19 protein-coding genes are annotated in these 24,248 nt (G+C 70.8%); 8 read left to right on the plus strand and 11 right to left on the minus strand.

From position 1 onward, the window contains the following. Positions 1–3 precede the first annotated feature (3 nt). The 4 genes from ACTMTJ_RS21755 to ACTMTJ_RS21770 all read right to left on the minus strand — a co-directional run bounded on the left by ACTMTJ_RS21755 (position 4) and on the right by ACTMTJ_RS21770 (position 3,998). Positions 4–831 carry a carbohydrate ABC transporter permease gene (locus tag ACTMTJ_RS21755; RefSeq protein WP_441219356.1) on the minus strand — a complete coding sequence of 276 codons (828 nt, stop codon included), beginning with the start codon at positions 829–831 and terminating at the stop codon, positions 4–6. Continuing rightward, positions 828–1,799: a carbohydrate ABC transporter permease gene (locus ACTMTJ_RS21760; protein ID WP_441219358.1), complete on the minus strand. Its 972-nt coding sequence runs from the start codon at positions 1,797–1,799 to the stop codon at positions 828–830. Before ACTMTJ_RS21760 ends, ACTMTJ_RS21755 begins: the two co-directional genes overlap by 4 nt. Before the next feature lie 4 nt (positions 1,800–1,803). After that, positions 1,804–3,162 carry an extracellular solute-binding protein gene (locus tag ACTMTJ_RS21765; protein ID WP_441219360.1) on the minus strand — a complete coding sequence of 453 codons (1,359 nt, stop codon included), beginning with the start codon at positions 3,160–3,162 and terminating at the stop codon, positions 1,804–1,806. Positions 3,163–3,338: 176 nt separating this feature from the next. Beyond that, complete coding sequence (locus ACTMTJ_RS21770; protein ID WP_441219362.1) at positions 3,339–3,998, minus strand: DUF4360 domain-containing protein; 660 nt, start codon at positions 3,996–3,998, stop codon at positions 3,339–3,341. A 470-nt stretch (positions 3,999–4,468) separates the two neighbouring features. Between ACTMTJ_RS21770 and ACTMTJ_RS21775 the strand changes: the two genes are divergently transcribed. Continuing rightward, the gene (locus ACTMTJ_RS21775; protein WP_441219364.1) at positions 4,469–5,125 is read left to right on the plus strand and encodes a DUF4360 domain-containing protein; all 657 of its coding nucleotides are present in this window, start codon (positions 4,469–4,471) and stop codon (positions 5,123–5,125) included. A 67-nt stretch (positions 5,126–5,192) separates the two neighbouring features. Here ACTMTJ_RS21775 and ACTMTJ_RS21780 read toward each other — a convergent pair whose 3' ends face one another. After that, positions 5,193–8,156, minus strand: coding sequence for a helix-turn-helix transcriptional regulator (locus ACTMTJ_RS21780; RefSeq protein ID WP_441219366.1), 2,964 nt, complete (start codon positions 8,154–8,156; stop codon positions 5,193–5,195). 129 nt (positions 8,157–8,285) lie between these two features. On the opposite strand from ACTMTJ_RS21780, the gene ACTMTJ_RS21785 reads away from it, so the two are divergent. Both ACTMTJ_RS21785 and ACTMTJ_RS21790 read left to right on the plus strand, forming a co-directional pair. Then, on the plus strand, positions 8,286–9,359 hold the full coding sequence (locus ACTMTJ_RS21785; RefSeq protein WP_441219368.1) for an alpha-hydroxy acid oxidase: 1,074 nt from the start codon (positions 8,286–8,288) through the stop codon (positions 9,357–9,359). A gap of 70 nt (positions 9,360–9,429) precedes the next feature. Beyond that, the gene (locus tag ACTMTJ_RS21790; protein WP_441219370.1) at positions 9,430–10,338 is read left to right on the plus strand and encodes a hypothetical protein; all 909 of its coding nucleotides are present in this window, start codon (positions 9,430–9,432) and stop codon (positions 10,336–10,338) included. A gap of 361 nt (positions 10,339–10,699) precedes the next feature. Here the strand turns inward: ACTMTJ_RS21790 and ACTMTJ_RS21795 are convergent, their stop codons facing one another. Together ACTMTJ_RS21795 and ACTMTJ_RS21800 are read right to left on the minus strand one after the other, a co-directional pair. Beyond that, positions 10,700–11,548: an alpha/beta fold hydrolase gene (locus tag ACTMTJ_RS21795; RefSeq protein WP_441219372.1), complete on the minus strand. Its 849-nt coding sequence runs from the start codon at positions 11,546–11,548 to the stop codon at positions 10,700–10,702. Continuing rightward, positions 11,545–12,858, minus strand: a complete 1,314-nt coding sequence (locus ACTMTJ_RS21800; protein ID WP_441219374.1) for an FAD-dependent oxidoreductase — start codon at positions 12,856–12,858, stop codon at positions 11,545–11,547. The genes ACTMTJ_RS21795 and ACTMTJ_RS21800 overlap by 4 nt, the downstream gene beginning before the upstream one ends. 142 nt (positions 12,859–13,000) lie before the next feature. Between ACTMTJ_RS21800 and ACTMTJ_RS21805 the strand changes: the two genes are divergently transcribed. Genes ACTMTJ_RS21805 through ACTMTJ_RS21815 form a run of 3 tightly spaced genes read left to right on the plus strand, consistent with a single transcriptional unit; the run spans position 13,001 to position 15,663 of the window. Continuing rightward, a complete protein-coding gene (locus tag ACTMTJ_RS21805) occupies positions 13,001–13,771 on the plus strand; it encodes an FkbM family methyltransferase (protein WP_441219376.1) in 771 nt (256 codons plus the stop codon). 21 nt (positions 13,772–13,792) lie between these two features. After that, positions 13,793–15,043 (plus strand): cytochrome P450 family protein, encoded by a 1,251-nt coding sequence (locus tag ACTMTJ_RS21810; RefSeq protein WP_441219378.1) that lies wholly within the window; start codon positions 13,793–13,795, stop codon positions 15,041–15,043. Continuing rightward, positions 15,031–15,663, plus strand: coding sequence for a dihydrofolate reductase family protein (locus ACTMTJ_RS21815; protein WP_441219380.1), 633 nt, complete (start codon positions 15,031–15,033; stop codon positions 15,661–15,663). Before ACTMTJ_RS21810 ends, ACTMTJ_RS21815 begins: the two co-directional genes overlap by 13 nt. Here the strand turns inward: ACTMTJ_RS21815 and ACTMTJ_RS21820 are convergent. Further along, entirely contained in the window at positions 15,647–16,891 is a 1,245-nt protein-coding gene (locus ACTMTJ_RS21820; RefSeq protein ID WP_441219382.1) for an RNA polymerase sigma factor, read from the minus strand. The two genes, ACTMTJ_RS21815 and ACTMTJ_RS21820, sit on opposite strands and share 17 nt — an antisense overlap. A 146-nt stretch (positions 16,892–17,037) precedes the next feature. Here ACTMTJ_RS21820 and ACTMTJ_RS21825 point away from each other — a divergent pair, with 146 nt between their 5' ends. Continuing rightward, complete coding sequence (locus ACTMTJ_RS21825) at positions 17,038–18,411, plus strand: FAD-binding oxidoreductase (RefSeq protein WP_441219384.1); 1,374 nt, start codon at positions 17,038–17,040, stop codon at positions 18,409–18,411. A 192-nt stretch (positions 18,412–18,603) separates the two neighbouring features. Further along, complete coding sequence (locus ACTMTJ_RS21830; RefSeq protein ID WP_441219385.1) at positions 18,604–19,386, plus strand: DUF2306 domain-containing protein; 783 nt, start codon at positions 18,604–18,606, stop codon at positions 19,384–19,386. Positions 19,387–20,448: 1,062 nt separating this feature from the next. Here the strand turns inward: ACTMTJ_RS21830 and ACTMTJ_RS21835 are convergent. The 3 genes from ACTMTJ_RS21835 to ACTMTJ_RS21845 are packed head-to-tail and all read right to left on the minus strand — an operon-like array spanning position 20,449 to position 24,110. Continuing rightward, positions 20,449–21,672 (minus strand): acyl-CoA dehydrogenase family protein, encoded by a 1,224-nt coding sequence (locus ACTMTJ_RS21835; RefSeq protein ID WP_441219387.1) that lies wholly within the window; start codon positions 21,670–21,672, stop codon positions 20,449–20,451. 13 nt (positions 21,673–21,685) lie between these two features. Next, positions 21,686–22,510 carry a methyltransferase domain-containing protein gene (locus ACTMTJ_RS21840; RefSeq protein WP_441219389.1) on the minus strand — a complete coding sequence of 275 codons (825 nt, stop codon included), beginning with the start codon at positions 22,508–22,510 and terminating at the stop codon, positions 21,686–21,688. A 58-nt stretch (positions 22,511–22,568) separates the two neighbouring features. Continuing rightward, positions 22,569–24,110 (minus strand): methyltransferase domain-containing protein, encoded by a 1,542-nt coding sequence (locus ACTMTJ_RS21845; RefSeq protein ID WP_441219391.1) that lies wholly within the window; start codon positions 24,108–24,110, stop codon positions 22,569–22,571. Positions 24,111–24,248: the final 138 nt, after the last annotated feature.

Genomic DNA, 24,248 nt, shown 5'->3' on the forward strand with positions numbered 1-24,248 from the left:
ACCTCAGTTCTTGATGCCGGTAAGGGTTACCCCTTCGATGAAGTACCGCTGTAGGAAGAAGAACAGCGCGATGATCGGGGCGATGACGGCGGCGGACGCGGCCATGAGGTAGCCCCACTGGGTGATGTAGATGCTCTGAAACGACGCCAGGCCGATCGACAGCGTGTACTTTTCCTCGTCGTTGAGGTACAGCAGCGGGCCGAGAAAGTCGTTCCAGGTGCCGATGAACGTGAAGATGGTGACCACGACGATGGCGGGTTTGGACAGCGGCATGACGACCATCCAGAAGACCCGCCACGGTGAGGCGCCGTCGATGTAGGCGGCCTCGTCCAGCTCGTACGGGATGGTCAGGAAGAACTGCCGCAGCAGAAACACGTTGAGCACGCCGCCGCCGGCGCCGGCGAACCAGCTGGGCACGGTCAGCGGCGCGATCGTGTTGAGCGCGCCGAGCTCCTGCCACATCACGAAGGTCGGGATCAGCGTCACCGCGTACGGCAGCATCACGCTGCTGAGCAGCACGCCGAAGACCACGTTGCGGCCGCGCCAGCGCAGCCGGGAGAAGCTGAAGGCGGCGACCGAACAGGTCAGCACCGTGCCGAGCACGCTGATGACCGCGATGATCACGGTGTTGAGGAAGTAGCGGCCGAAGGGTTGTGCCGTAAGCGCTTCGGTGAAGTTCGACCACTGGAACGGGTCGGGTATCCACTGTGGAGGCGAGATGAACATCTGCGCGTCCTGCATGAACGCGCTGCGCACCAGCCACACGAACGGCAGCAGCGTCGCCGCCGCACCGGCCGCCAGCGCGATGTACAAGGGGATTCGTGCTCTCATCGCGCGGCCGCCATCTCGTAGTAGACCCACCGCCGGGCGTTGCGAAACAGCAGGAAGGTGACGACCATGATGATCATGAAGAGCACCCATGCCAGGGCGCACGCGTAGCCCATCTCGCTTTCCCGGAACGCCTTGCGAAACAGGTAGTAGACGTAGAACAGCGTGGCGTTGTTGGGGCCTCCCTCGGTCATCACGTAGGCCTGGTTGAAGACCTGGAAGGTGCCGATGACGCCGACGACGAGGTTGTAGAAGATGGTGGGTGTCATCATCGGCACGGTCACGTGGCGAAACCGGTGCCACGGCCCGCCCCCGTCCACCGACACCGCCTCGTAGAGGTGCTGCGGCACGCCCTGAAGCCCGGCCAGGAAGATCACCATGGTGTTGCCGAAACCCCATGTACTCATGACGATCAGCGACGGAACGGCCGTGCTCTCGTCGTAGATCCACATGCCGGCCGGTAGCCCACCCTGACGCAGCAGCGAGTTGAGTAGGCCGAAGTCGGGGTTGAAGATCCAGATCCAGAGGACCACGTTGGCGATCGCGGGCACCAGGGTCGGCAGGTAGAAGATGGTCCGCCAGACGGGCAGCCCGCGCACCCGCTGGTTGAGCAGCATCGCCACCGCGAACGCGACAATCAGGGAGAGCGGGACCGCCCCGAGCGTGTAGTAGGTGGTGGCGCTCAACGACTTCCAGAACAGCTCGTCGTTGGCCAGGGCCGTGTAGTTTTCCGTCCCCACGAAGGAGGGCGTGGCACCGACCTGCCAGTCCGTGAGGCTGAAACCGAGCGACGCGAGCATCGGTCCGGCGGTGAAGATGACAAAGCCGAGGATCGCCGGCACGGCCATCAGCAGGCCCCAGCGGCGTTCCAGGCGCCGCTGGCCGGAGAGGCGCCGCGGGCCGGCCGGGCGCTGTGGGGTGGCCGGGCGCCGCACGCCGGGACGGCGCCGCAGGCCCGGGGGAGCCGCCATCGCGTCAGAGCCTTTGCGTGTGCTGCCAGCCCTGCATCTTGCTGGTGATCTTCGGAGCGGCCTCCTTGAGCACCGCCGCGGCGGGCCGCTTGCCGGTCTCGATCTCCTGCAAGGCGGGGGTCAGCACGTCGGTGCTGATGGCTGACAGGTTCTTCAGCCGCACGCGCAGGTCCGGCACGCCGTGCTCCCGCGCGTAGTCCACCACCGCCGTGCGGAACTCGGGCGGGTGGGAGTCGTTCTTCGTCCAGGAGTCGATGGCCGCCGGGTCCTCGTAGTACTTGCGCTCCTGCGGCATCCACAGGCCCTGCTTGTAGAGGTCGACGTAGCGCGGGTCGATGTGGAAGGCGAACAGCTCGACCGCCTCCTCGACGTGCTTTCCGCCCGCGAAGACGGCCGAGGCGCCGGCGACCTGGCTGGTGGTGAACGGCGTGTCGTATCTGGGCAGCACGCCGATGCCGTAGTCGGTCTTGCTCTCGTTCATGTCCAGCAGGCTCCAGTGGCCGTCGACCACCATCGCCACCCGCTTCGTTTTCAACAGGATGTTCGTACCCGGCACGTCGTCGCCGGTCGCGGCGAGCTGCCCCGGACCGGGAGCAACCCGGTGTTTGTAGATCAGATCTTGTAGGTTTTGAAACACCTCGATGGCCTCAGGCGTGTCGAGCAGGCATTTCGTGCCCGTCTCGTCGGCGAAGTCGGCGCCGTTGCTGCGCAGAAAGCCGTACCATGCCGCCGCATACGTGATGCTGCTCGAAATGCCGAACTGCCGCACCTGCTTGGGGTTGAAGCCGGACTCGTCGGGGTGTTTGCCGCTTTGGTCGATGGTGAGTTTGTAGGCGTTCTGGATGAGCTGATCCCAGGTCCAGGCGCTGGCCGCGTCGGCGGGTGGCGCGGAGATCCCGGCCTCGCTGATCGCCGACTTGCTGTACCACAAAAGCTCGATCTCGTTGGCGGTCGCCACCCCGTGCAGCTGGTCTTTGCCGTACCAGAGGTAGGCATCCGGGAGGTAGCCGGCCAGCTGCGGATACTTCTCGAGGTAGGCGAAGAGGTTTACCAGCTTGCCCTGCTCAGCCAGCCGGTAGGACATCGCCATCGGGACGTAGCCGACGTCGGGCACGCTGCCGCTGGCGACGAGCGTGTTGAGTTTGACGTCGTACTCGTCCGGGGTGAAGAGGGGTTTGACCTTCGTACCGCTGTTGCTTTGCTCGAAGGCCTTGAGCATCTTCTCAACGGCCTTCTGTTCGAAGGTGGAGCCCCAGTACATGAACTGCAATTGAAGGTTGTCCGCGGAGGAGCTGTCGTCGTCTCCACAGGCTGCCATCAGCGACGCCAGGCCGCCAAGGGCCAGCAGTTGCCGTCGTTTCATCACACACGTCCTTCGGGCAACTCAGGCTTGTACGAGTCAATGCCGAGTGGCCGCCCGGACCATTCGTGGAAAGAACCGTATGACGTTGATCGATCGCTGTCAACCGTGCTGGCGGGCCCGCCAGCGGCGTGGTCACGAAGGGCTGACGCCCTTCGTGACCACTGCGACGGCAGGAGTCAGCACCTCCGCCAGGTGAAGTTGAACAGGGTCTCCACGTCGGCTTCGCTGGAGCTCATCGAGATGGTGTTCTTCCGGCTCGACGTACCCTCGTCGACCCGCAGCTCGGTGTTGACGTTGAGGATCCGCTGCTCGTTGCAGGGCTTGTACACGAGCGCGTAGGCGCTGTCGGAGGCGCGCCAGGCACCGCTGGCCGGCCCGGAGAAGGGGTGGTCTTCCTGGTTGTTCTCCGAGGAACCCTGCCAGTAGTAGTTGGTGCGGTGCAGCGCGGTGGCACCGCTGTCCAGGCGGAGCCGGCCGCGGTACTCCGCCGAGGCGACGGCGAAGGTCCAGCCCGCCGGGACGCTCACCAGCAGGGCGGCCTGGCAGTTCTTGCGGCGGTCGGCCACGTCGGCGCCCCCGCCGGCCTCCGCGACGAAGGTCGTGTACCTGATCCGGAAGCCTGTGTTGTCCGCGTTGCCGATGACCCTGAGCGTGCCGGGCGGGCAGCCCGAGCCGGCCGCCGCCACCACGTCGATGGCGATCGCGGCGTCCGGTGCCGCCTCCGTCGCGGCCGCCTCGGTGGGCTCGGCCTGCGCGGAGCCGGGGAGGGACAGGGCCATTGCCACAGCGAGCGCGACGGTGATCGCGCGTCCGACGCCGATCGGTCCTACCGTCATGGGATCTCCTCGGGTAACGAAACTGATAGCCGCGCACCTTGTCGTCATATAGCCCTCGCGCCGACCTTCGGTCGCGGGGCTAGGGGACTACCGGTGGCCGCCTGGGGGTGAGGCGTCTCGCGTGGGATCGTAGCGACCCGTTTACAGATCACACAAGACATCGACAAAGGTCATATCGAAATGCCTGTCGAAATATTGCTTCGCTTGTGATCGCCGCGTCTGGGCTAGATCAAAACGGAAGTACCGGGGGAAAATGACGGGCGATTTGATGGCATGCGGGGCTTATCGAAGCCTTTGGTGTAGCTTGTTGCCGCAGACCAGAGCTACTGTGAAGAAAAGACCCAATCGAAAACACACCTAACTGATTTATTGAAAGAATCGCGCCCAGAATCAGCCATTGATAGCTCTCAATCTGACTTATAGCATTGGCCGGCGCGCGCGCATCATCGCACCGCTTCGAAAGGAGTCCCATGCGTAAGCTATTGGTGCGTAGTGGTGTTGTACTGGCGCTGTTGACCTCATCGCTGATCGGCATGTCGCCGGCGTCGGCCGAGGGCTTCCTGGACGACCCGGTCCCACCGCCGGACGACAAGGTCGTCATCGACCTCATCGCGATGGCCGGCTCCGGTTGCCGTCCCGGAACGGCGGACGTCGCTGTATCGCCGGACAACACCGCCTTCACCGTCATCTACAGCGACTACCTGGCACAGGTCGGTCCCGGCCTGCCGGTCGCGGACGGACGCAAGAACTGCCAGATCAACGTGCTCGTCCACGTGCCACAGGGATTCACCTTCGCGATCGCCAAGGTGGACCACCGCGGGTACGCGTTGCTGGAGCGGGGAGCCAGCGCCATGCAGCGGGCCAACTACTACTTCCAGGGCATGACGCAGGGCAGCTTCGTCACGCACCCGATCACCGCGCCACTGGACGACAACTGGATCGCCACCGACGAGGTGGAGGTCGCCGCGATGGTCTGGCGCCCCTGCGGTGAGCTGCGCAACCTCAACATCAACACCGAGCTGCGCGTGAACAAGGGCACGTCGACGGGCACCAGCTTCGTGACGATGGACTCGACCGACGGCGACATCAGGACGGTCTACCACTTCAACTGGCGGCGCTGCCCGTAACAGCGGGCATCAACGCTCCGATGTGGACACGCTGGGGGATCGCCGCGCGGGCGATCTCCCAGCTGGCCTAGGGATCGGGGTCGGTCAGACCGGCCCGCACGCCCACGGCCGCCGCTTCGGCCCGGTTGGCCACGTCGAGCTTTCGCAGGATGTTGCTCACGTGCACGCTCGCGGTCTTCGGGCTCATCAGCAACTCCGCGCCGATCTCCGTATTGGTGTAGCCCTTGGCGAGGAGCCGGAGCACCCGCCGCTCCCGGTGCGTGAGGCCATACGGGTCGTCCACCCCCGGCGGCACCGCCGGCGCCGGGCTGAGCGAAATCCGGGACCTGTGCGCAAGCCGGTGGATGGCCTCGGTCAAGGGCGCCATCCCGCTCGCCGCCTCGGCCGCCGCGCGCAACGTGCCGGCGGCGGCCATCGGGTAGCGCGACCCGGCCAGCAGCGCCTCCGCCTGCCGCGACAACGCGTACGCCCGGCGATGGGGGCGGCCCAGCCGCTGCCAGATCCCCGCCGCCTCGACCCACGCGTCGGGATCGCCGGCGCCGCGGGCCCGCCGCAGCTCGGCCTCCCAGTCGGCCCGATCGCCCGGAATCGTCGCCAGGAACTGATGCTCGGCGAACGGCCGGCCCCGCATCCGCTCCAGCGCCGCCAGAAGCCGGTCGGCGGCGGCGAGTGCGGCCGTCTCCGCGGCACGGTCGCGGCGCGCCCGCGCGGTCTCGGCCAGGTCGGCTATGGCCCGCGCGCCGAGCGCGAAGAGCTCGCCGCAGTACTGCTCCAGAGTGCGGCCGCCCAGCAGCTCCAGCGCGTGCTCGATGCGATCGAGCGCCATCGCCGGGTCGCCGGCCCAGAGCGCGATCCGGGGGAGGAGCCGCTGCCGCTCGTACACCCAGAGTCTCGGACCGGTCAGGCCGAGTGCGTCGACGGCGCGCATGCGGGCGGCGGCGGTGTCGATGGCACCGCGACAGACCTCGATCTGCGCCTGGCACAGGTGCAGATTCCAGTCGTCGAGCCTCGGCCCGCTGTCGAGCACCCCGGACAGGAGCGCGGCCGCGTCGTCGACGAGGCCGCGCTCCAGGAACGCCTCGGCCGCGTTGTGGTGCAGGACCGCCGCGGGGTAACCGGCCAGCGCACCGGCCCGGCGGGCCCGATCGAGGCCGTCCAGCGCGACCCGCTCGGCCTGCGCCAGGTGGCCCGTCTTGAGCAGCGCGTTGCTGTGGCACTCGGCGGCCAGGAAGTCGACCCGGAGGCTGAGCTCGCCGTGCGGCCCCGATCGGGCGTTGTCGCGCGCGCGATCCAGCAGCCTGGAGCCCTCGGCCGGGTCGCCGTGCACGAACTCGACCTCGGCGAGACCGATCAACGCGTGGGCGGCTTCGAGAGCGGCGCCACAGTGCTCGGCGACGTCGAGCGCCCTTCGATAGATCGATCCGCTGTCGCGGTCGCAGCTGTCCAACCACACGAAGGCCGCGTGGTCGGCGAGCAAGCGCGCGTACTCGGCCGACCGCGGCAGGGTCTCGTGGATGCGCGACGCCTCTTCGAAAAGGGCGTAGGCCGGGCTCGGCGGTCCCTCGCGCTGCCCGATGACGCCGCGATGCCACGCGGTGCGGTGCAGCACCGCCGCCAGCAGCGCGCCGCCGGCCGAGCCGCCGAGCCGCGCGTAGGTCTGCTCGGTGAGGACCGCCGCGTCCAGGTCGCGACCGCACGCCTGGAGCGCGTCGATGCTCCTGACCCGCAGCCAACCGGCTTCCAGCCCGGACCTCCCGGCCGCGCCGGGCACGCTCTCCAGGATGCCGGTCGCGCGCTGCCAGAGGTCGGCCGCCTGCGCGTACGCGCGCGTCCGGTGGCTGTGCTCGGCGGCCTCGAGCAGCGCCCCCAGCTCGTCGTGGGGCCGGCCGGCGGCCGACCAGTGACCGGCGATCTCGGCCGACAGCGCCGGGTCTCCCAGCGCCTGGAGGGCGGCGGCCAGCCCGGCGTGGGTGTCGCGGCGCTCGTCGGCCAGCAGGTCGCCGGCCACCGCCTCGGCCAGCAACGCGTGCTGTGTCCGGCAGCCGGCGCGGTCGGGGAGCGCGAGCTTGGCGTCGAGGAGCTCGTGCATGGCGGCGGCCACGTCCGCCGCGGCCATCCCGGTGACCCGGGCGACGACCGTCTCGGGGACGGGCCGGCCCGCCACGGCCAGCACCGAGAGCACGGTGCGGGCCGGGAGGCCGACCCGGTGTGAACGCGCCACGAGCAGCTCGGCCAGCGCGCGGGGCAGCACCTCGCCGGTGGCGCCGGCGGCCGCGACGAGCTCCTCCGCGAAGTACGGGTTGCCCTCCGAGCGCCGGTGCAGTCCCTCGATCATGGCCGGACGCGGTGGCTGGCCGAGAATCTCCTCGGCGAGCTCGGCCAGCGCCGGCCGGGACAGTCCGGCCAGCTCCAGCCGCACCGTCTCGGGCCGGCGGGCCTGCTCCACCCACCGGGCGGCCGGCGGATCGAGGGGAGCCTCGTCACTGCGGCAGGTCACGAGCAGGCTGATCGAGCCGCTGGCCGGCGCACGCAGGTAGGTCAGCAGGTCCACGGTCGCCGCGTCGCTCCAATGGAGATCGTCGACCACCACCACGACCGGACGGCCGCCGCCGGCGCCGCTCAGCACCTGGTCGATGGCGGCGAACATGCGCTGCCGCTGCCACTCGCCCGCTGGGAGCGCGTCCGGCCCGGCCGCCCGGCCGACCAGCTCCGGTACCAGCCGGGCCAGCTCGTCCACCGCGTACGGCGGGAGTCCGGAAAGGACCTCGGCGAACGCCGGCCGGCCCAGGGCCTTGTCGAGGCCGCGCAGGATCTCGATGGCGGGCAGCAGGGGCAGGCGTACGTCGAGCGGGAGGCACGACGCCTCGACCACGACCGCGCCCGCCTCCCGGGCCGCCTTGGCCGCCTGCGCGACGAGCCGCGTCTTGCCGAGGCCCACCGCGCCCGTCACCAGGACGTGCCGCGCCTCGCGGATGGCGAGAGCGATCCGCTCCAGCTCCTCGTCCCGCCCGACCAGGCGTGTCACCCCCACGCCGCCAGCAAATCGCCGTCCGGCGGTCCGGTCAAGCGCGAAGCTAAGTATCCGTCGCCCGCTTCTAAGGCCCAGGCATGGGCGATCTCCCGATGCGGGCGCCCGCCCGCTCGGCGCAACCTTGCCGCCATGGCCGCCGACGAGTTCGCCACCCTCGACGAGATCCGCGACGCCGCTCTCGCCAAGCTTTCCTCCGCCGCGTGCGACTTCCTGGAAGGCGGCGCCGGCGACGAGACGACGCTGCGCCGCAACCGGCGGGCGTTCGAGCGCTGGGCGTTCCGCCCGCGCGTGATGAGCGGCCTGCCGTCCCCGGCGACCGCGACCCACTTTCTCGGCGTCGACCTCGCGCTCCCGATCCTGACCGCACCGTTCGGCGCGGACGGACTGTTTCACCCGGACGGTCACATCGCGGTCGCCAAGGCCAACGCCGCCTCGGGCACGGCGAGCATCGTGCCCGAGGCGGGCTCACACTCGCTCGAAGAGATCGCGGCGGCGGCCCCCGCGGCGGCCGTGTTCGGGCAGTTCCATCCACTGGGGACGGAGGAGGGCTTCCTGGACATGATGCGCCGCTACGAGGACGCCGGCTACCGAGGCCTCTGCGTCACCTGCGACGTACCCGTCATGGGCCGCCGCGAACGCGACCTCCGCAACCGGTACCTGCCCGACTACGCCCTCTTCGGCGGCAACTACGCGAGCCTCGAACAGGCCTTCGGGCAGCTGGGCCAGCTCATCGAGCGGGAAGCCCCGGTGTGGTCCTGGGAAAAGCTGGGCGGCCTGCTCGGCCAGAGCAGCCTGCCCTGGATCGCGAAGGGCATCATGACCACCGACGACGCCCGCGCGGCGGTCGGCGCCGGCGCGAGCGCGCTCGTGGTCTCCAACCACGGCGGCCGGCAGCTCGACGGGCAGCGTGCGTCACTCGACGCGCTGCCCGAGATCCGTGCCGCCGTAGGCCCCGACGTCGGGATCGCGCTGGACAGCGGCGTCCGCCGCGGCGCGGACGTCGTCAAGGCGGTCGCGCTCGGCGCCGACGTCGTGGTCATCGGCCGGCTCGCCGTCTACGGCCTGGCCGCTGGTGGTGAGGCCGGGCTGACCCGCGTGCTCGAACTCCTCCGCGAGGAGATCACGACCATCCTCACCCTGCTCGGCCGCGGCGGCCTCGCCGACCTCGGCCCCGACGCGCTCGTCCCGGTCGAGGCGGACTGAACCTTCCATCGTGCTCAACCTCGCCGCGCCCTTCCGGACAAGCGTTCCGCGCCGGCATACTCAGGCAGACATGGCCGTCGATGTCGCGGAGGGGAAGGGCGTGGAGGTCGCCCCCGAGAGGTGGCTGGAGGCGCGGCTCGCGCTCCGCCGTGCCGCCGACAGGTTTACCGAGTTGCTCTCGACAGTGCCCGATCCGAGCGTACGCGCGACAAAGAGCTGGACTGTGGCACAGACCGCGGCCCACATGGCGTCGCTCACCTGGGCCTGCACCACGATCGCCGATCCCGGCGCGCGGACGTCCCGCGACGACCGCCTGAACAACCAGTTCGACAAGACCAATGTGGACAACGTCCGCGACTTCAACGACCTGCTGTTGCGGCAGTACGTCGAGGAGCGCGACCTCGGCGTGCTGACCGAGCGGATCCAGCGGGACGTCGCCGCCGTGCTCGCCGTGACCGACGGGCGCGTCCCCACCGAGGCGGTCGACTGGCTGGGCGGATCCCGGCTGCCACTGGCCGGGCTCGTCGCCCACCTGAGCAACGAACTGCACATCCACGGCTGGGACATCGCCCGCGCCGCCCGCGCGCCGTGGAAGATCCCGCCGCGGGACGCGGCCCTGTTCTTCGAGCTGTTCCTCGTCGGCGTCGTGCGGTACGGCTACGGCGGCCTGATCGACAGCACGCCACGGGCCGCCCGCCGGCGCATCGCCGTCCAGTTCCGGTCGAAGTACACGTCACCCACGACGCTCGTGCTGGACGGGACCCGGGACGGCACGGGCAACCGCGGGCGGGTGACCGCCGAGCCACCGGCGCGCGACGACGACGTGCTGCTCTCCTTCCACCCGCCGTCGCTCAACCTGATGCTGTTCGGGCGGTTCAGCCGGGCCCGGGTCGCCCTGACCGGCCGGGTCTTCGTCTGGGGCCCGCGACCCTGGCTGCTGCCCGCGTTCCTCCGCACCGTCCACATGCCAAACAACTAGAGACCTTTCGGGGCCGGCGTGGCCGCTCGTCGTGGCGTTTCTTCGAGGCAGATTTGCCCGCGTCCGCGTCAGCGGGGGACCGTATGCTCCCGCGGGCACCGCTCCCGGCCGGCGGCTCGCAGCGCTCGCCGAAACCCCCGGCCGTCCACTGCCAGGTCCGCGAGACAAGCCCGGGGCGCCAGGAGGGCTTGTCCCGCGCCGCTCATACCGCCGCCACCCCCAAACTCCGAAAGATCTCTAGAGACTGACCGGGTGCCACGATTGGATTGGCTGTCGACCTGGGCGCACAGACGGGGCAGCTCGACAGCTCGGGTGAGCGTGACCGGCAGCGGACGGGTGAGGCGCGTAAAGCCAGGATCTTTCAGTGCCTCAGATGGCGGTGGAGGAAGTCGGAGACAAGGGTGGCGCAGCGGTCCGGCGAGTCGACGAACGGCCAGTGTCCACTGTGGTCGAGGACGTGCGCCTCGACGTCCGGGAAGGCCACGTCCTGCCGCCGCGCGTGGGTGACCGGCAGGTACGGGTCGTGCGCGCCCCACACGACAAGTGCCGGCCGGCGCAGCGGTCTGAGCGATGTGGACAGACGCCGCGAAAAGTCCTCGATGTCCCGGGCCGAACGGTACAGCCGCAGTACCGCCCGCCTCGTGTCGCGGTCGAAGTCGTCGTACATCCGGTCGAGGAACTCGCGGGGGAGCCCGGACGGGTTGCCGATGCCGAGGATGGCCCGGAACGCGGGCCTGGTGGTGCCGGCCATGAAGAGCTCACCGAGGCCCGGCGCCTGCCAGACGCGGGCGAGGCGGTGCCAGCGGTACCCGATCAGCGCGCCGGTGTCGACGAGCACGGCGCTGGCGAACCGCTCCGGGTGCGCCGCCGCCCACGCCAGCCCCCACGCGCCGCCGAAGTCGTGCATGACGAGGTGGGCGCGTTCGACGCCGAGCGCGTCGAGGGCGCCGGCCACGTAGTCGGTGTGGCCGTCGACCGTGTGCGGGAAGTCGCGTGGCTTGTCGGCCTGGCCGAAGCCCGGCGCGTCCCACGCGATCGCCCGCGCGAAGCGGCCGGTCCGGGCCAGCAGGCCGTCCCAGTCGGCGCCGGAGCCCGGGTTGCCGTGGAAGAAGACGACCGCCTCGCGGTCGCCGGCCGGGCCGGCCTCCCGCAGGGGCGTGCTGATCCCGCCCACCGTAAGGCGGCGGGTGGAGACCAGCGTGCGGCTCATCGCGACCGCCGGAGGACGCGCCACATGATCCCGGGGGCGAGGAGCTTGTACGGCGGGTCGACCAGGTTGACCACGCGGAGAAACGCGGCGCCCAGTGCCGGGTCGGCCATCGCCGCCGCGTGCAGCCGGTGGATGTACGCGTTGACGAACCGCACCTTCGGCGACCGGGTGCCGACGACTTCCGGAAACCGCAGGTCGGTGCCGACCGCGACCGACCACGGCGCGTCGATCAGGCGTGCGGCGGACCGGAAGAACCGCCGCGCCAGGTCGTGCCGGCCACGGTCGAGCAGGCGGCGCAGGAGCAGCGCCTCCAGCGCCGCGACCGTCATGCCCTGCCCGTAGATCGGGTTGAAGCTGCACAGGGCGTCCGCGATGACGAGGTAGCCGTCGGGGAAACGGCGCAGCCGCTCGTACCGGCGCCGCCGGCTCGCAGGGAAGCGCATGCGGACGGGATCGCTGGTCGGCACGGCCGTGCGCACCACCTCGGCGATCTGCGGCGCGGCGAGCGTGCCGGCGAAGCGCGCGATGCCCTCGTCATCCGCCGGCGGCTCGTCGCCGAGGATGCCGCTGAGGGCCACCGCGAACTGGTCGCCCTCCATCGCCGCGAGGATGCCGGCCCGGGGCGCACCCGGCACCGCGTTGGTGAGCGCGCCGTAGAGGCCCTCGTTGTGATGCGGCTCCCGCCGGTACATGCGGGTCAGATAGGTGATGCCGATGTGCACCTCCTCCTCGGCGGGCCGCGGGTAGCCGAGGTGTTCGAGCCAGTACGGGGTACGCGAGGCACGCCCGCTCGCGTCGACCACGAGGTCGGCGGCGATCGCCCGGTCGTCGCCGCCCGCGGGCCGCACCCGCACCCCGGTGACCCGCCGGCGGTCGGAGGTGGCCTCCAGGCCCAGCACGTCGACCGGCGCGCACAGCTCGACGCCGGGCAGCGCGCCCACCCGCTCGCGCACCCGGTGCTCCAGCAACGCCCGGCTCACGCCGACCGCGATCAGGTCGGACGGTGCGCGCCGCATCCGGAACCCGTCGTTGTACCAGTGCACCTCGTCGTGCAGGTCGACCAGCGGCGCACCGAGCGCACCGAGCTCGCCGGAGAGGCCGGGAAAGAGCTCGTCGAAGGCTTCCCGCCCGCGGGCCAGCAGGACGTGCAGCTGGCGGCCCTGCGGCACGCCGCGGCGGGCGACCGGATCGTCCGGCAGCCGGTCGCGGTCCACCACGAACACCTTGCTGTACGCCTCGCTGAGCACGCGGGCCGCGAGCAACCCGCCCATGCTCGCGCCGACGACGACGGCAGTGCCGGCAGCAGCCATGGACATGACTCTATGGGCGGTGGTCGCCTGGCGCCTCTCCCTCCGTGCTGAGTCGGGCCACCCACCGCAACCGGGAAGGTGACGACCGGATCGGCGGTCGCCGAACCTGGGTGGGTATTCCTGACGACCGCGAGGAGACGTGATGGGGCTGATCCGGCGCCGGCTGCCGAACGGGCAGGATGTCACACAGGTCGACGCCGGCGAGGCGGCGTTGCTCTACCGCGAGATCTTCGTCGAGGAGAGCTACCTGCGCCCCGGCGATGCCCGGCCGGCGCCGGCGGTCATCTTCGACATCGGCGCCAACATCGGGCTGGCCTCGCTCTTCTTCAAGGCCCGCTACCCGGACGCGTTCATCGTCGCGGCCGAGCCGGGTCCGGACACCTACCTCGCCTTGGAGGAAAACTTCACGCGGCACGTGCCCGGTGGCCTGACCCGCAACGTGGCGCTCGCCGCCACGGACGGGCGGGCCCGTTTCGGGTACTACCCGAAGGCACCGGCGGAGTCCGGCCTCTACGTCGTACCCGACGACGACGTGGCGCTCGCGACCAAGTTGCTTGTGGACGGTGGCGTGCCGGAGCGCGACGCCCGCTATCTGGCGACCTCCCGGCATCAGCTGTCCTACGTGGAGTGCGAGACGCTCACGTTCTCCCGGCTGCTGCGCGAGTCCGGCGCCGACCGCGCCGACCTCGTGAAGATCGACGTCGAGAAGGCGGAGGCCGACGTGCTCGCCGGCATCGCCGACGGCGACTGGGCGAAGATCCGCGAGATCGTCGTCGAGGTGCACGACATCGACGGCCGGCTGGGCGATGTCTCCGCCATGCTGCGCGCGCGCGGCTTCGAGGTCACCGACACCCAGGAACGCCGCCTCGCCGACACCGACATGCACATGCTCTTCGCCGCCCGCGCGGCCTGACCGGAGCTAGGGGTTGTTGCCATGGACCACGAACCCCCCGTCGCCCTTGACCTGAGCGGCGCCGACATCCACGGCGAGGCGGCCCGGATCCGGGCGCACGGGCCGGTCGCCCGGATCGTGCTACCCGGCGGCGTGCTCGCCTGGTCGGTGACCGGTTACGAGGCCGGCCGGCAGATCCTCGCCGACGAGCGCTTCTCCAAGGACCCGCGCCGGCACTGGACCGCCTACGCGCGCGGCGAGATCGGCCCGGAGTTCCCGCTGATCGCGTGGGCCCGGATGGAGAACCTGACCAGCTCGTACGGCGAGGAGCACGCCCGCCTGCGCCGGCTCATCCTCACCGCGTTCACGCCGCGCCGGGTGCAGACGCTGCGGCCGGCGATCGAGGCGCTGGTCGCCGATCTGCTCGACGACCTGGCCAAGCACGCGCCCACCGACGTCGTCGACCTCAAGGCGGAGTACGGCCATCCGCTGGCGGCAAACGTGATCGGCGAGTTGATCGGCGTCCCCGCGGCGGAGCGGGTCGGCGTGCTCGGCGGCGGTGGCGGCGCGTACGCCACGGCCAGCAAGAGGATCACGCCCGAGGAGGCGGCGGCCGCGTTCGCCCGGCTTCGTGACCAGATGCGCGAGCTGATCGCCCGCAAGCGGCGGGCGCCCGGCGACGACCTGACCAGCGACCTGATCGCCGCCCGCGACGGCGGCACCCGGCTGGACGAGGACGAGATCGTCAGCACGCTGCTGCTGCTTCTCAACACCGGGACCGAGCCGGCGATGCACCTGCTGGTCAACGCGACCCGCGCGTTGCTGACCGCACCCGACCAACTGGCCGCGGTCCGGACGGGGCAGGCAACCTGGTCCAGCGTTATCGAGGAGACGCTGCGGGTCGACGCGCCGGTCGCCCACCTCCCGTTCCGGTTCGCGACCGAAGACGTCGAGGTCGCGGGGGTACGCATCGGGAAGGGCGAGCCGATCCTGATGAACTTCGCCGGCATGGGGCGCGACCCGGCGGTGCACGGTGCCGGCGCGGACCGGTTCGACGTGGGGCGGACCGACAAGCGACACCTGTCGTTCGGCCACGGGATCTACCGCTGCCTGGGCTCCGCGCTCGCCTGGCTGGAGGTGGAGATCGGGCTGGCCGCCCTGTTCCGCCGCTTTCCCACGCTCCGCCTGGCGGTGCCCGCCGGCGACCTGGCACCGCAGGGCATGTTCGCGATGAACGGGCCGGCGCGGCTTCCCGTTCACCTGGGGGAGGAGGACCCGCGATGGCGAGGGTGACCGCCGACATCTCGGTGTCGCTCGACGGCTTCGTCACCGGGCCGGACGACAGCCCGGCGGTGCCGCTCGGCCACGACGGGGAGCGGCTGCACCGGTGGATCTACAACCTGTCCACGTGGCGGGCCCGGGTGGGTCTCGACGGCGGTGAGGCGAGCCGCGACGCGGAGATCCTCGAGGAGGGCTTCGCGACGGTGGGCGCGCACGTGATCGGCCGCCGGATGTACGACCACGGGGAGAAGCCGTGGGGCGACGAGCCGCCGTTCCACCTGCCGGTCTTCGTCGTCACCCACGAGTCGCGTCCGGTGCTGCGCCGGTCGGGCGGCACGCGCTTCGAGTTCGTGACCGGCGGCGTGGCGGCCGCGGTGTCCCAGGCGCTGATCGCCGCCGGCGGCCGGGACGTGTCGGTGCTGGGCGGTGCGAGCGTGCTCCGGCAGTGCCTGCGCGCGGGCCTGCTCGACGAGGTCACGCTGCACGTGGTGCCGGTGTTGATGGGCGACGGCCAACGCCTCTTCGACCGCGTCTCCGGCGGCCCGCGGGAGTTGCCGGTGACCCGCGTGGAGCACTCTGACGAGGTCGTACACCTGAAGCTGGACCCGAAGGCGGTCAGCCCTCCTCGCTGAGCCGGGCGGCGCGCCCCTCCAGGTAGCGGCGCTCAGGGAGGCTGGTGGTGCGCTGGGCCGCGCGCAGGTAGCAGGCGCGCGCCCCGGCCCGGTCGCCGGCCATCTCCAGCAGGTGTGCCCGCACGGCGTCGAGCCGGTGGTTGGCGATGCGGTCGTCGAGCCCGTCGAGCATGAGCAGGCCCACCTCGGGGCCCTTGGCCATCGCGGCCGCCACCGCACGGTTGAGCGTGACCATCGGGTTGGGGTCGAGCTTTTCCAGCAGCTCGTAGAGGGCGACGATCTGCGGCCAGTCGGTGTCACCCGCGGTGGGCGCCTCGGCGTGCAGCGCCGCGATCGCCGCCTGGATCTGGTAGGACTCGACCGGCCCGTCCCGCAGGCTCCGGGTGACGAGATCGATGCCCTCCCGGATCGACTCCGCGTGCCAGAGGCGGCGGTCCTGCTCGGCGATCGGCACCAGCGTGCCGTCGGGCCGGGAGCGCGCGTCGCGCCGGGCGTCGGTCAGCAGCATGAGCGCGAGCAGGCCGGCGACCTCACCGTCGTCGGGGAGCAGGCGGTGCACCTCGCGGGTCAGCCGGATCGCCTCGCGGGTCAGCTCGCTGCGCTGTAGGTCGGGACCGGACGTGGCGGTGTAGCCCTCGTTGAAGATCAGGTACAGCACGTGCAGCACCACCCGGAGCCGCTCCCGGCGCTCGTCCGGCGGAGGCATGTCAAACCGCGTGCCGGTCGCCCGGATCCGCTGCTTGGCCCGGCTGATCCGCTGCACCATGGTCGACTCCGGCACCATGAACGCGGCCGCGATCTGCGCCGTGGTCAGGCCCCCGACGGCGCGCAGGGTGAGCGCGACCTGCGACGGCGGCGACAGCGCCGGATGGCAGCACATGAAGAGCAGCATCAAGGTGTCGTCGGGCTGGTAGGGCAGGTCGTCGGCGGGTGCCGCCACCGCCTCGTCGGCCCGTGCCATCACCGCGACGGTCACCTCGCGGGTGCGCCGGGCCTGGTCGCTGCGCCACTGGTCGGCCAGGCGTCGGCTGGCGACGGTGCGTAGCCAGCCCCGCGGGTTTTCCGGCAGCCCCTGCTCAGGCCACCGGATCGCGGCGTCGACCACGGCCTCCTGGACGGCGTCTTCGCACGCCTCGAACTGGCCGTACCGGCGGTAGAGCGCGCCGAGAACCTGCGGCGCCAGCTGGCGCAGCAGGTCTTCGACCTGAGCGTGGAGGTTGGCTTCCACTACGGAGAGCCTAATCCGGATGGGTGCGGACGAAAACTTGGGGGCTTCGTGCCTGGCGATGTCGAAAACCGCCCGGCGGCTACGACTACGGAGCGATAGGGTACGCGGCCTTCGGGTCGTACCGCCAAACCCAGGAGGGACTTCCAATGCAGGACGAGATCGTGTCGTCGGCCGACGTGACCGCGCGGCTACGTGCGGGCGTGACCGGCGAGGTGATCACGCCGGCCGACGAGGGCTACGACAAGGCCCGCACCATTTTCCAGGGCGGCATCGACCGGCGGCCCGCGGTGATCGTCAGGGCGGCGAACGCCGCCGACGTCGCGCACGTGGTATCCGTCGCCGCCGACTCGGGCCTGCCGCTGGCGGTCCGCAGCGGCGGCCACAGCCTCTACGGCGTCTGGGACGACGCGATCGTCCTCGATCTCTCGAAGATGACCGCGCTGGAAATCGACGTGGAGGGCCGCACGGCGTGGGCCGAGCCCGGTCTGGAGGCCGGCGACTACACCAACGCCGCCGGCGAGCACGGCCTTGTCACCGGCTTCGGTGACACCGCGTCCGTCGGTCTCGGCGGCCTGACCATCGGCGGCGGCATCGGCTACCTGGTCCGCAAGTACGGGCTGACCATCGACAACCTGCTCGCCGCCGAGGTCGTGACGGCCGACGGCCAGCAGCGCACCGTCGACGCCGACAACCACCCCGACCTCTTCTGGGGCATCCGTGGCGGCGGTGGAAACTTCGGCGTGGTCACGCGGTTCCAGTACAAGCTGCACTCCGAGCCGACGGTGCTGGGCGGCCTGCTGATCATGCCGGCCACGCCCGAGCTGATCACCGAGTACATGCGCATCTCGCTCGAGGCGCCCGACGAGCTGTCGAGCATCATCAACGTCATGCCCGCGCCGCCGATGCCGGGCGTCCCCGAAGAGGCGGTCGGCCAGCTGGTGGTCTTCGCCATCATCGTGTACGCGGGCGACCCGGAAGAGGGCGAGCGCGTCCTCGCACCGATCCGCGAGCTGGGCGTGCTGGTCGACATGGTCCAGCCGATGCCGTACGGCGGGATCTACCAGCCCGAGGATCCCGACTACCACCCGCTGACGTTCAGCCGCACCAATTTCGTCGACCACTTCGACATCGAGATCGCCGGCAAGATCCTCGACACCCTGCGCACGTCGTCGGCCTCGATGCCGGTCGCCCAGCTCCGCGCGCTCGGCGGCGCGATGGCCCGGGTGCCGGCCGACGCCACCGCGTTCGCCCACCGCGACCGCAAGATCATGTTCACCGCGGCGGTCGTGTTCGAAAAGCCCGACGAGGCCGACGAGCACCGCGCCTGGGTCGACGAGTTCGCCAAGGTGCTCCACGAGCCCGACGGCGGCACGTACGTCAACTTCCTCTACGACGACGGCCCCGAGCGCATCCACGAGGCCTACCCGGACGCCACCTACGCGCGCCTGGTGGAGCTCAAGCGCAAGTACGACCCCAACAACCTCTTCCGCCTCAACAACGGCACGATCTCGCCGAGCTGACCACCCGCGCAAGGCGGTCGTCGACAGCGCATCCTCGGAGATGACCGCCGTTTGCGCAGGTGCCAGAGTCGTAGGCGATTCGCGGGTGGCAGGCGCTCCGGCGCTCCCCGGTCCGGTCGGGGAGCGCCGGAGATCCCGCGCAGTCACGGCATCCCGCCAACCCCGCTGCCGACCTACGACCGAGGGACCTCCATGACGCAAAACGCGGAGAAAGCCAGCCTTGGGGTGGCCCGGTCACCCGTGATCGAGGCGACCGAAGCATCCACAGTGGCCCCACCGCCACGCCCCTCGCCGCCATCGATCTGGCGCCAGCCCTACCTGTGGCTCGTCGTCCTGGCCGGTGTCGTCGTCTTCAACTTCCTGTACGCCTTCCCCCGCTACTTCAGCACCGACTCGACCAACAGCCGCAGCATCCTCGACCAGGACGTCCAGATCCACTTTGGACTCCTCGTCGCCCACGTGGTCACCGGCAACATCGCGATGATCACCGTGCTGTTGCAGCTGTGGGGCTGGCTGCGCCGCAACCACCCGCGCGTCCACCGGTTCAGCGGCCGCGTCTACATCTTCGCGGGCGCCCTACCATCGGCCGCGCTCGGCGTTTTCGTGCTGATCCCGCTCCGTGCCGACCACCAGGGCAGCATCGGCATCGTGACGATGGGCGTCGCCTGGATCGCCACCACCATCACCGGGCTGGTCATGGCCCGCAAGGGCCGCTACGCCGAGCACCAGCGGTGGATGGCCTACAGCTTCGCGCTGGCGCTGGGCACCACCTGGGGCCGCATCCTGGTCGGCCTGTTCACGATCTGGCCCACGATGCCGCTCGCCGTCAGCGTGATCGTCGAGCTCGCCAACTGGCTCGGCTGGGTCGTCAATCTCCTGGTCGCCCACTGGTACATCGAGCGCCGCGCCAAGCGCCGCCACACCCCCAAGGGCGACGAGATCGTCACGTATCCCTCGCCCGCGGTGGCCCGCTAGGCCGTCTCGCGGCTCCCCTCAAGCGGTGGTGGCCGCTTGGGGGGAGCTTGCATGTTTGCCCACGTCCGCGTCTGGTCGCCGCCGCTGCTCCCGCGGCCTCACCCGTCCGCCGTTGGTCGCGATCACCCCTGCACGCAACCGGCCGGCAGGAAAAGGGGGCGTGGTGACGGGCTCGCGCCGGGCGGTGGTCGACGTTTGTCCACAATGCCCGTTCCCGGATCAGCGATCCGAGAAAGCAACGGGGTTGTCGTCGCCGCGGGTAACCGCCACGACGGTGCGAGCGGCGCGAGATTCCAGATCTAGGAGAGCTAGGGCGCTATTTCAACCCTAAGTCTCCTAGATCTGGAAGTCTCGCCCTTGGCTGGTGACGCTGCGTCAGGATGGCGGAGGTAGGGGCCGCGAAGACCGCCTTCGGGGCTTGTCTCGCGGACCTGGCAGTGGACGGCCGGGGGGTTCGGCGAGCGCTGCGAGCCGCCGGCCGGGAACGGTGCCCGCGGGAGCATACGGTCCGCCACTGACCCGGACGCGGGCAAATCTGCCTTGAAACAACGCACGACGAACGGCGACCCTGACCCCGAAAGGTCTCTGACCCCACCCGTCCGCCGCTGGTCACGGTCACCAGGTTCGTCCACAATGCCTGGTCCCGGATCGGCGATCCGGGAAAGCAACAGGTGTTTCGTCGCGGCGGGTAACCGCTGCGGCGGTGTGAGCGAATCTGGCTCTTTGGGTGGCTACGCTGCGTCAGGATGGCGGGAGGTAGGGCTCGCGAAGACCGCCTTCGGGGCTTGTTTCGCGGAGCTGGCGGTGGACGGTCGGGGGTTTCGGCGAGCGCTGCGAGCCGCCGGCCGGGAGCGGTGCCCGCGGGAAAGCACCCCAAGAAAACGCTCCGCCGCGCTCCACGTTTCCCCGGGGACCCCGCGCATACGGTCCGCCGCTGACGCGGACACGGGCAAATATGCCTCGAAGCGACGCGTGGAGCCCGACGACAGATGCGCGGTGACAGCGGAAACCATGTTTCCGCTGTCACCGCGTCCGATGCCGGCTTCCGCGGAGCCGGGGGTTCTAGAGTCGTCCGAAGTGGACTTGGGTGTAGAGGCGGGGGAGGGCGGTCGTCAGGAGCACCGCGAAGCCGGAGTGGCTGTGGCAGGTGGAGAGGTCGCGCCAGACGCGTTCGAGGCGCTCGTTGGCGGCCACCGAGCTCGTGCCGGCCGTGGGCTGGATGACCGCCTCGACGCCGCGCCACGCCAGCTCCGCCGCCTCGCGGCAGATCATCGCTATGCGCAGGTCCTCCTCCAGGGTGAAGGCGGCCGGGTCGCGGGTGGTCAGGTCGTGCCACTGGCGGATCGCGCTGCGGGTGATGGCCTCGGCCGCGGAGATCAAGGCCGCCGCTTGGCCGTACCAGCGCTGGTAGTCGGTGTCGTCCACGCGGAGGGTGATCGGCGGCGCCGAGGTCTTGCGGCTGGTGATGACGTCGCCGTAGGCCTCGAGCGCGCCCTGCGCGATGCCCACCCCGAGCGTCGCGCCCTCCAGGCACATCGAGCTCATCGGGGCGCCGCCGTACTGCGGATGGGCGTGCAGCGCGCGGCCTGGCGTGCCGGAGGTTACCGAGATCTCGCCCATGTGGGTGTGTTCGAGTCCGAAGTGGTCGGGGATCTCGGCCTTGTCGAAGCGGACGCTGTGCGAACCGCTGCCCTTGAGCCCCAGCTGCTGGCCCCAGTCGTCGAGGCGGGTCCACGTGCCGCGCGGGGCCACGAAGAGCAGCGGGTGTGGTGGTGCGCCGTCCTCGCCGGTGACCATCGCGTGGCCGATGAAGTGTGTCGCGTAAGGGATGCCGGAGCAGTATCGCCAGGTGCCGTCGATGATCCAACCGCCGTCGGGGGAGCGGGTCGCCGTGCCGCCGGGAGCGATCACGGCGGGGGCGATGAAGTCGCCGTCGCGGAACAGTTCGTCCTGTGCCTTCTCCTCGAAGAGCATCGCGGAGACCAGCGAGTGGGCCGCGCCCAGGCAGAACATCCAGGCGGTCGACGGGCAGCCGCGGGCGAGGATCATCACGACGCTCAGGAACGTCTCGAAGTCGAACTCGTACCCGCCATACCGCCGCGGAACCGTGATGCGGTAGAAGCCGGCGGCGCGAAACATCTCGTGTACGTCCTCGGCGTAGAACGTCTCGCGTTCCACTTCGGACGCTCGCGCGAGCAGCCGGGGCACCATCGCCTCGGCGCGGGCGATCAGGTCGGCCGGGCGCAGGTCCGGCTCGGGGACCGGAGGAAACCCCGGGTCGCTCATGCGTCTCTCCTCATCAGCGCGGCTTGCCGGCGGTGATGACGGCATAGCCGACAGTTCCCGCGCCGGCGTCGAAGTAGTAACCGAGGGCGTTCTTCAGCTCGTCGACCGCGCCGTCGCCGAACATTTCCGTCAGCTTGGCCCGCTGGGCTTCCGCCTCGGCCACGTACTTCGGTCCCTTGCCGAACACCCGGGGACCGCATTCCAGGTACTCGTGGAACTCGAAGCCGGCGGCGGTCAGCGCGTCGACCCACTCGGCGGGGGAGAAGAGGAACCGCGCGTTGAACGTGGCGGCGAACGACGCCGCGTCCTCCGGGGTCATCTTCCAGCGGGTGGTCTCGGTCAGCGACAGCCGCCCGCCGGGCCGCAGCACGCGGAGCAGCCCGCGCAGCACGGTGTCGAGGTCGTCGGCGTAGAGCAGGGTCTCCATGGCGACGACCGCGTCGAACGACCCGTCGGGGACGTCGAGCTTGTTCCAGTCGCCGTGCCGGAACGTGACCACTTCGGTGAGGCCCGCGTCGGCCGCGCGCTTGGTGGCCTCGGCGACCTGCACCGTGCTGATGTTGATGCCGGTCACCGTGACGCCGTAGTCGCGGGCCAGCTCCAGCGCGGGCGTGCCGAGACCGCAGCCGATGTCGAGCACCCGCTGGCCCGGCCGCAGGCCGAGCGAGTCGCCGACCCGGCGGGTGATCCGCTGCGACGCCTCCCGCATCGACGCCTCGTCGGCCTCGTCGTACCAGTAAGCGAGGTGGACCTGACCGTCGTTGAACGCGTTCGACATGGGCGTCGACTCGTCGTACATCGCCGCGATGTCGACCGGCGCGGCCGTGGTGTTCTCCATCTCTCCCCTTCTGTTGTCAGGCGGCCGGTCTCCGGACCGGGCGCTCAGGCGGCCGGTCTCACGACCGGCGTTCGGCGGTGATGAAGACGAAGGTGCCCGGGTAGGACTCGTCGGTGATCTCCAAGCCGGCGTCGTCGAGCCAGCGCTTGATCTCGTCGACCTCGAAGAGCACGAAGCCGTCGGGGCGGGCCGGGAAATGGTGGGACCGCTGGAAGTAGCGGTAGACCGGCGAGTCGTCCCAGCGGAACGTCATCAGCGTGAGCACCCCGCCGGCGCGCAGGCACCGGCCGATCTCGGCGAGGGCCTTGCCGGCGTCGGGCACGGCCTGGAGCGCGTTCCAGAAGTTGACCGCGTCGAGGCTGGCGTCGGGGAACGGCAGGTCGAGCGCGTCGCCGCGGACCGCCGGCACCTCGGTCAGCCGGCTGCGCAGGTCGTAGAGCATCGCCTCGTTGAGGTCGAGGGCGAGCACGCGCTCGGTGCCGACGGCCTCGCAGACCACGGACGTCCAGCGCCCGGCGGCCGCGGCCAGGTCGAGCACGGTGCCGCCGCGGTGCCGCAGGTGGGCGGCGATGTACTCGTCCTCGTCGGTCGGCTTGACCTCGCCGGACCAGTTGCGGCCCATGATGCGCAGGAAGTTGGGGCGCATGCCCTGCTCGTAGTGGAAGCCGATGCCACTCAGCACGGCCGCGTTCTGGAGCACGTCGTCCGCGGCGTCGTCCGCGGCGTCGCTCTTTCCGGCGCCCGCCCGGATCCGCCGGGACAAGTCGAGGACGCCGTGCGTGATGCCGTACGCCGCGGCGCAGTCCCGGCACGTCGCGCGCCGCGTCTCGAACGCGAGCGGCCCGCGGCACACCGGGCACTTGAGGGTGCTCGCGTGGCGGGCGAACGCGGCCGGATCGAGGTCACGCGGGTCGGTCTCGACCGTGGAGTTGTGCGGGCTGGGATCGGCGACCGCCACCGGCCGGCCGTTGTCCTGCGCCCACAGCGCCTTGGCGCCCATCGTCGCCAGCACCGAGCGGGTGTCGCCGTCCCAGGTCTTGCGGACCTGCGCGGGGGCCAGCGTGCTGATCCACCGGCGGTCGAAGTCGCGCTCCGCCTCGCTGATGTCCCACTCCGCCGGCGAGGGCCAGGCCCGTCCGATGTCCGGGTCGGCCTCGTCGAGGGTGTCGAGGGCTCGTTCCAGCCGGGTGCGGTCGGGCGCGCCGAGCGCGAGGTGGCGGGTGGCGTCGAGGATCCGGGCCCGGTCGGCCGGGAAGTGCGCGACAAGGTAGAGCAGGGCGAGGGTGAGCGGCGCGTCCGGCTCGGTGGCGGCGCGTAGCAGCGTGAGGTAGCGGTCGAGCCCGGCGGCGACCGCCGTGCCCAGCGGGCCGCCGGTCTCGGGGTGCTCGGACTCGGCGAGCAGGCCGAGCAGCACCAGCAGGTATCCGCGCCGGTCGCCGCCGGCGTCGTCGACGGCACGGATCACCGCCGGCACGGCCGCGGCGGCGCCGGGCCGGGCCGCGCCGTCCGCCCAGAGCGCGTCGACGAGGTCGTGGAAGGCGGCACGCAGCTGTGCCGTCGGGGCGCTCGCGTAGGCACTGAGTAGCTCGGTTTCGGTCATCGTCCCAGTCCCGTCTCGACCGTGTGCGGGGGGCAGCGCCGGCGCACACGTGCGACGGCGGCCTGCCCGACAGGCTTCCACCGGGCGACCGGACCAGGCACCTCTGACGTTGCGCTACCGCGACCGGACGGGTTCCAC

Origin of the sequence: Phytohabitans sp. LJ34 (assembly GCF_052068095.1) — a bacterium.
GTDB lineage: Bacteria > Actinomycetota > Actinomycetes > Mycobacteriales > Micromonosporaceae > Phytohabitans.

What these genes read in the sequence shown, in the direction of transcription:
- ACTMTJ_RS21770 (WP_441219362.1), bottom strand. Translation starts at nt 3,998, where the DNA reads ATGACGGTAGGACCGATCGGCGTCGGACGCGCGATCACCGTCGCGCTC.
- ACTMTJ_RS21760 (WP_441219358.1), bottom strand. Translation starts at nt 1,799, where the DNA reads ATGGCGGCTCCCCCGGGCCTGCGGCGCCGTCCCGGCGTGCGGCGCCCG.
- ACTMTJ_RS21775 (WP_441219364.1), top strand. Translation starts at nt 4,469, where the DNA reads ATGCGTAAGCTATTGGTGCGTAGTGGTGTTGTACTGGCGCTGTTGACC.
- ACTMTJ_RS21805 (WP_441219376.1), top strand. Translation starts at nt 13,001, where the DNA reads ATGGGGCTGATCCGGCGCCGGCTGCCGAACGGGCAGGATGTCACACAG.
- ACTMTJ_RS21845 (WP_441219391.1), bottom strand. Translation starts at nt 24,110, where the DNA reads ATGACCGAAACCGAGCTACTCAGTGCCTACGCGAGCGCCCCGACGGCA.
- ACTMTJ_RS21800 (WP_441219374.1), bottom strand. Translation starts at nt 12,858, where the DNA reads ATGGCTGCTGCCGGCACTGCCGTCGTCGTCGGCGCGAGCATGGGCGGG.
- ACTMTJ_RS21785 (WP_441219368.1), top strand. Translation starts at nt 8,286, where the DNA reads ATGGCCGCCGACGAGTTCGCCACCCTCGACGAGATCCGCGACGCCGCT.
- ACTMTJ_RS21825 (WP_441219384.1), top strand. Translation starts at nt 17,038, where the DNA reads ATGCAGGACGAGATCGTGTCGTCGGCCGACGTGACCGCGCGGCTACGT.
- ACTMTJ_RS21790 (WP_441219370.1), top strand. Translation starts at nt 9,430, where the DNA reads ATGGCCGTCGATGTCGCGGAGGGGAAGGGCGTGGAGGTCGCCCCCGAG.
- ACTMTJ_RS21835 (WP_441219387.1), bottom strand. Translation starts at nt 21,672, where the DNA reads ATGAGCGACCCGGGGTTTCCTCCGGTCCCCGAGCCGGACCTGCGCCCG.
- ACTMTJ_RS21755 (WP_441219356.1), bottom strand. Translation starts at nt 831, where the DNA reads ATGAGAGCACGAATCCCCTTGTACATCGCGCTGGCGGCCGGTGCGGCG.
- ACTMTJ_RS21815 (WP_441219380.1), top strand. Translation starts at nt 15,031, where the DNA reads ATGGCGAGGGTGACCGCCGACATCTCGGTGTCGCTCGACGGCTTCGTC.
- ACTMTJ_RS21840 (WP_441219389.1), bottom strand. Translation starts at nt 22,510, where the DNA reads ATGGAGAACACCACGGCCGCGCCGGTCGACATCGCGGCGATGTACGAC.
- ACTMTJ_RS21830 (WP_441219385.1), top strand. Translation starts at nt 18,604, where the DNA reads ATGACGCAAAACGCGGAGAAAGCCAGCCTTGGGGTGGCCCGGTCACCC.
- ACTMTJ_RS21795 (WP_441219372.1), bottom strand. Translation starts at nt 11,548, where the DNA reads ATGAGCCGCACGCTGGTCTCCACCCGCCGCCTTACGGTGGGCGGGATC.
- ACTMTJ_RS21810 (WP_441219378.1), top strand. Translation starts at nt 13,793, where the DNA reads ATGGACCACGAACCCCCCGTCGCCCTTGACCTGAGCGGCGCCGACATC.
- ACTMTJ_RS21765 (WP_441219360.1), bottom strand. Translation starts at nt 3,162, where the DNA reads ATGAAACGACGGCAACTGCTGGCCCTTGGCGGCCTGGCGTCGCTGATG.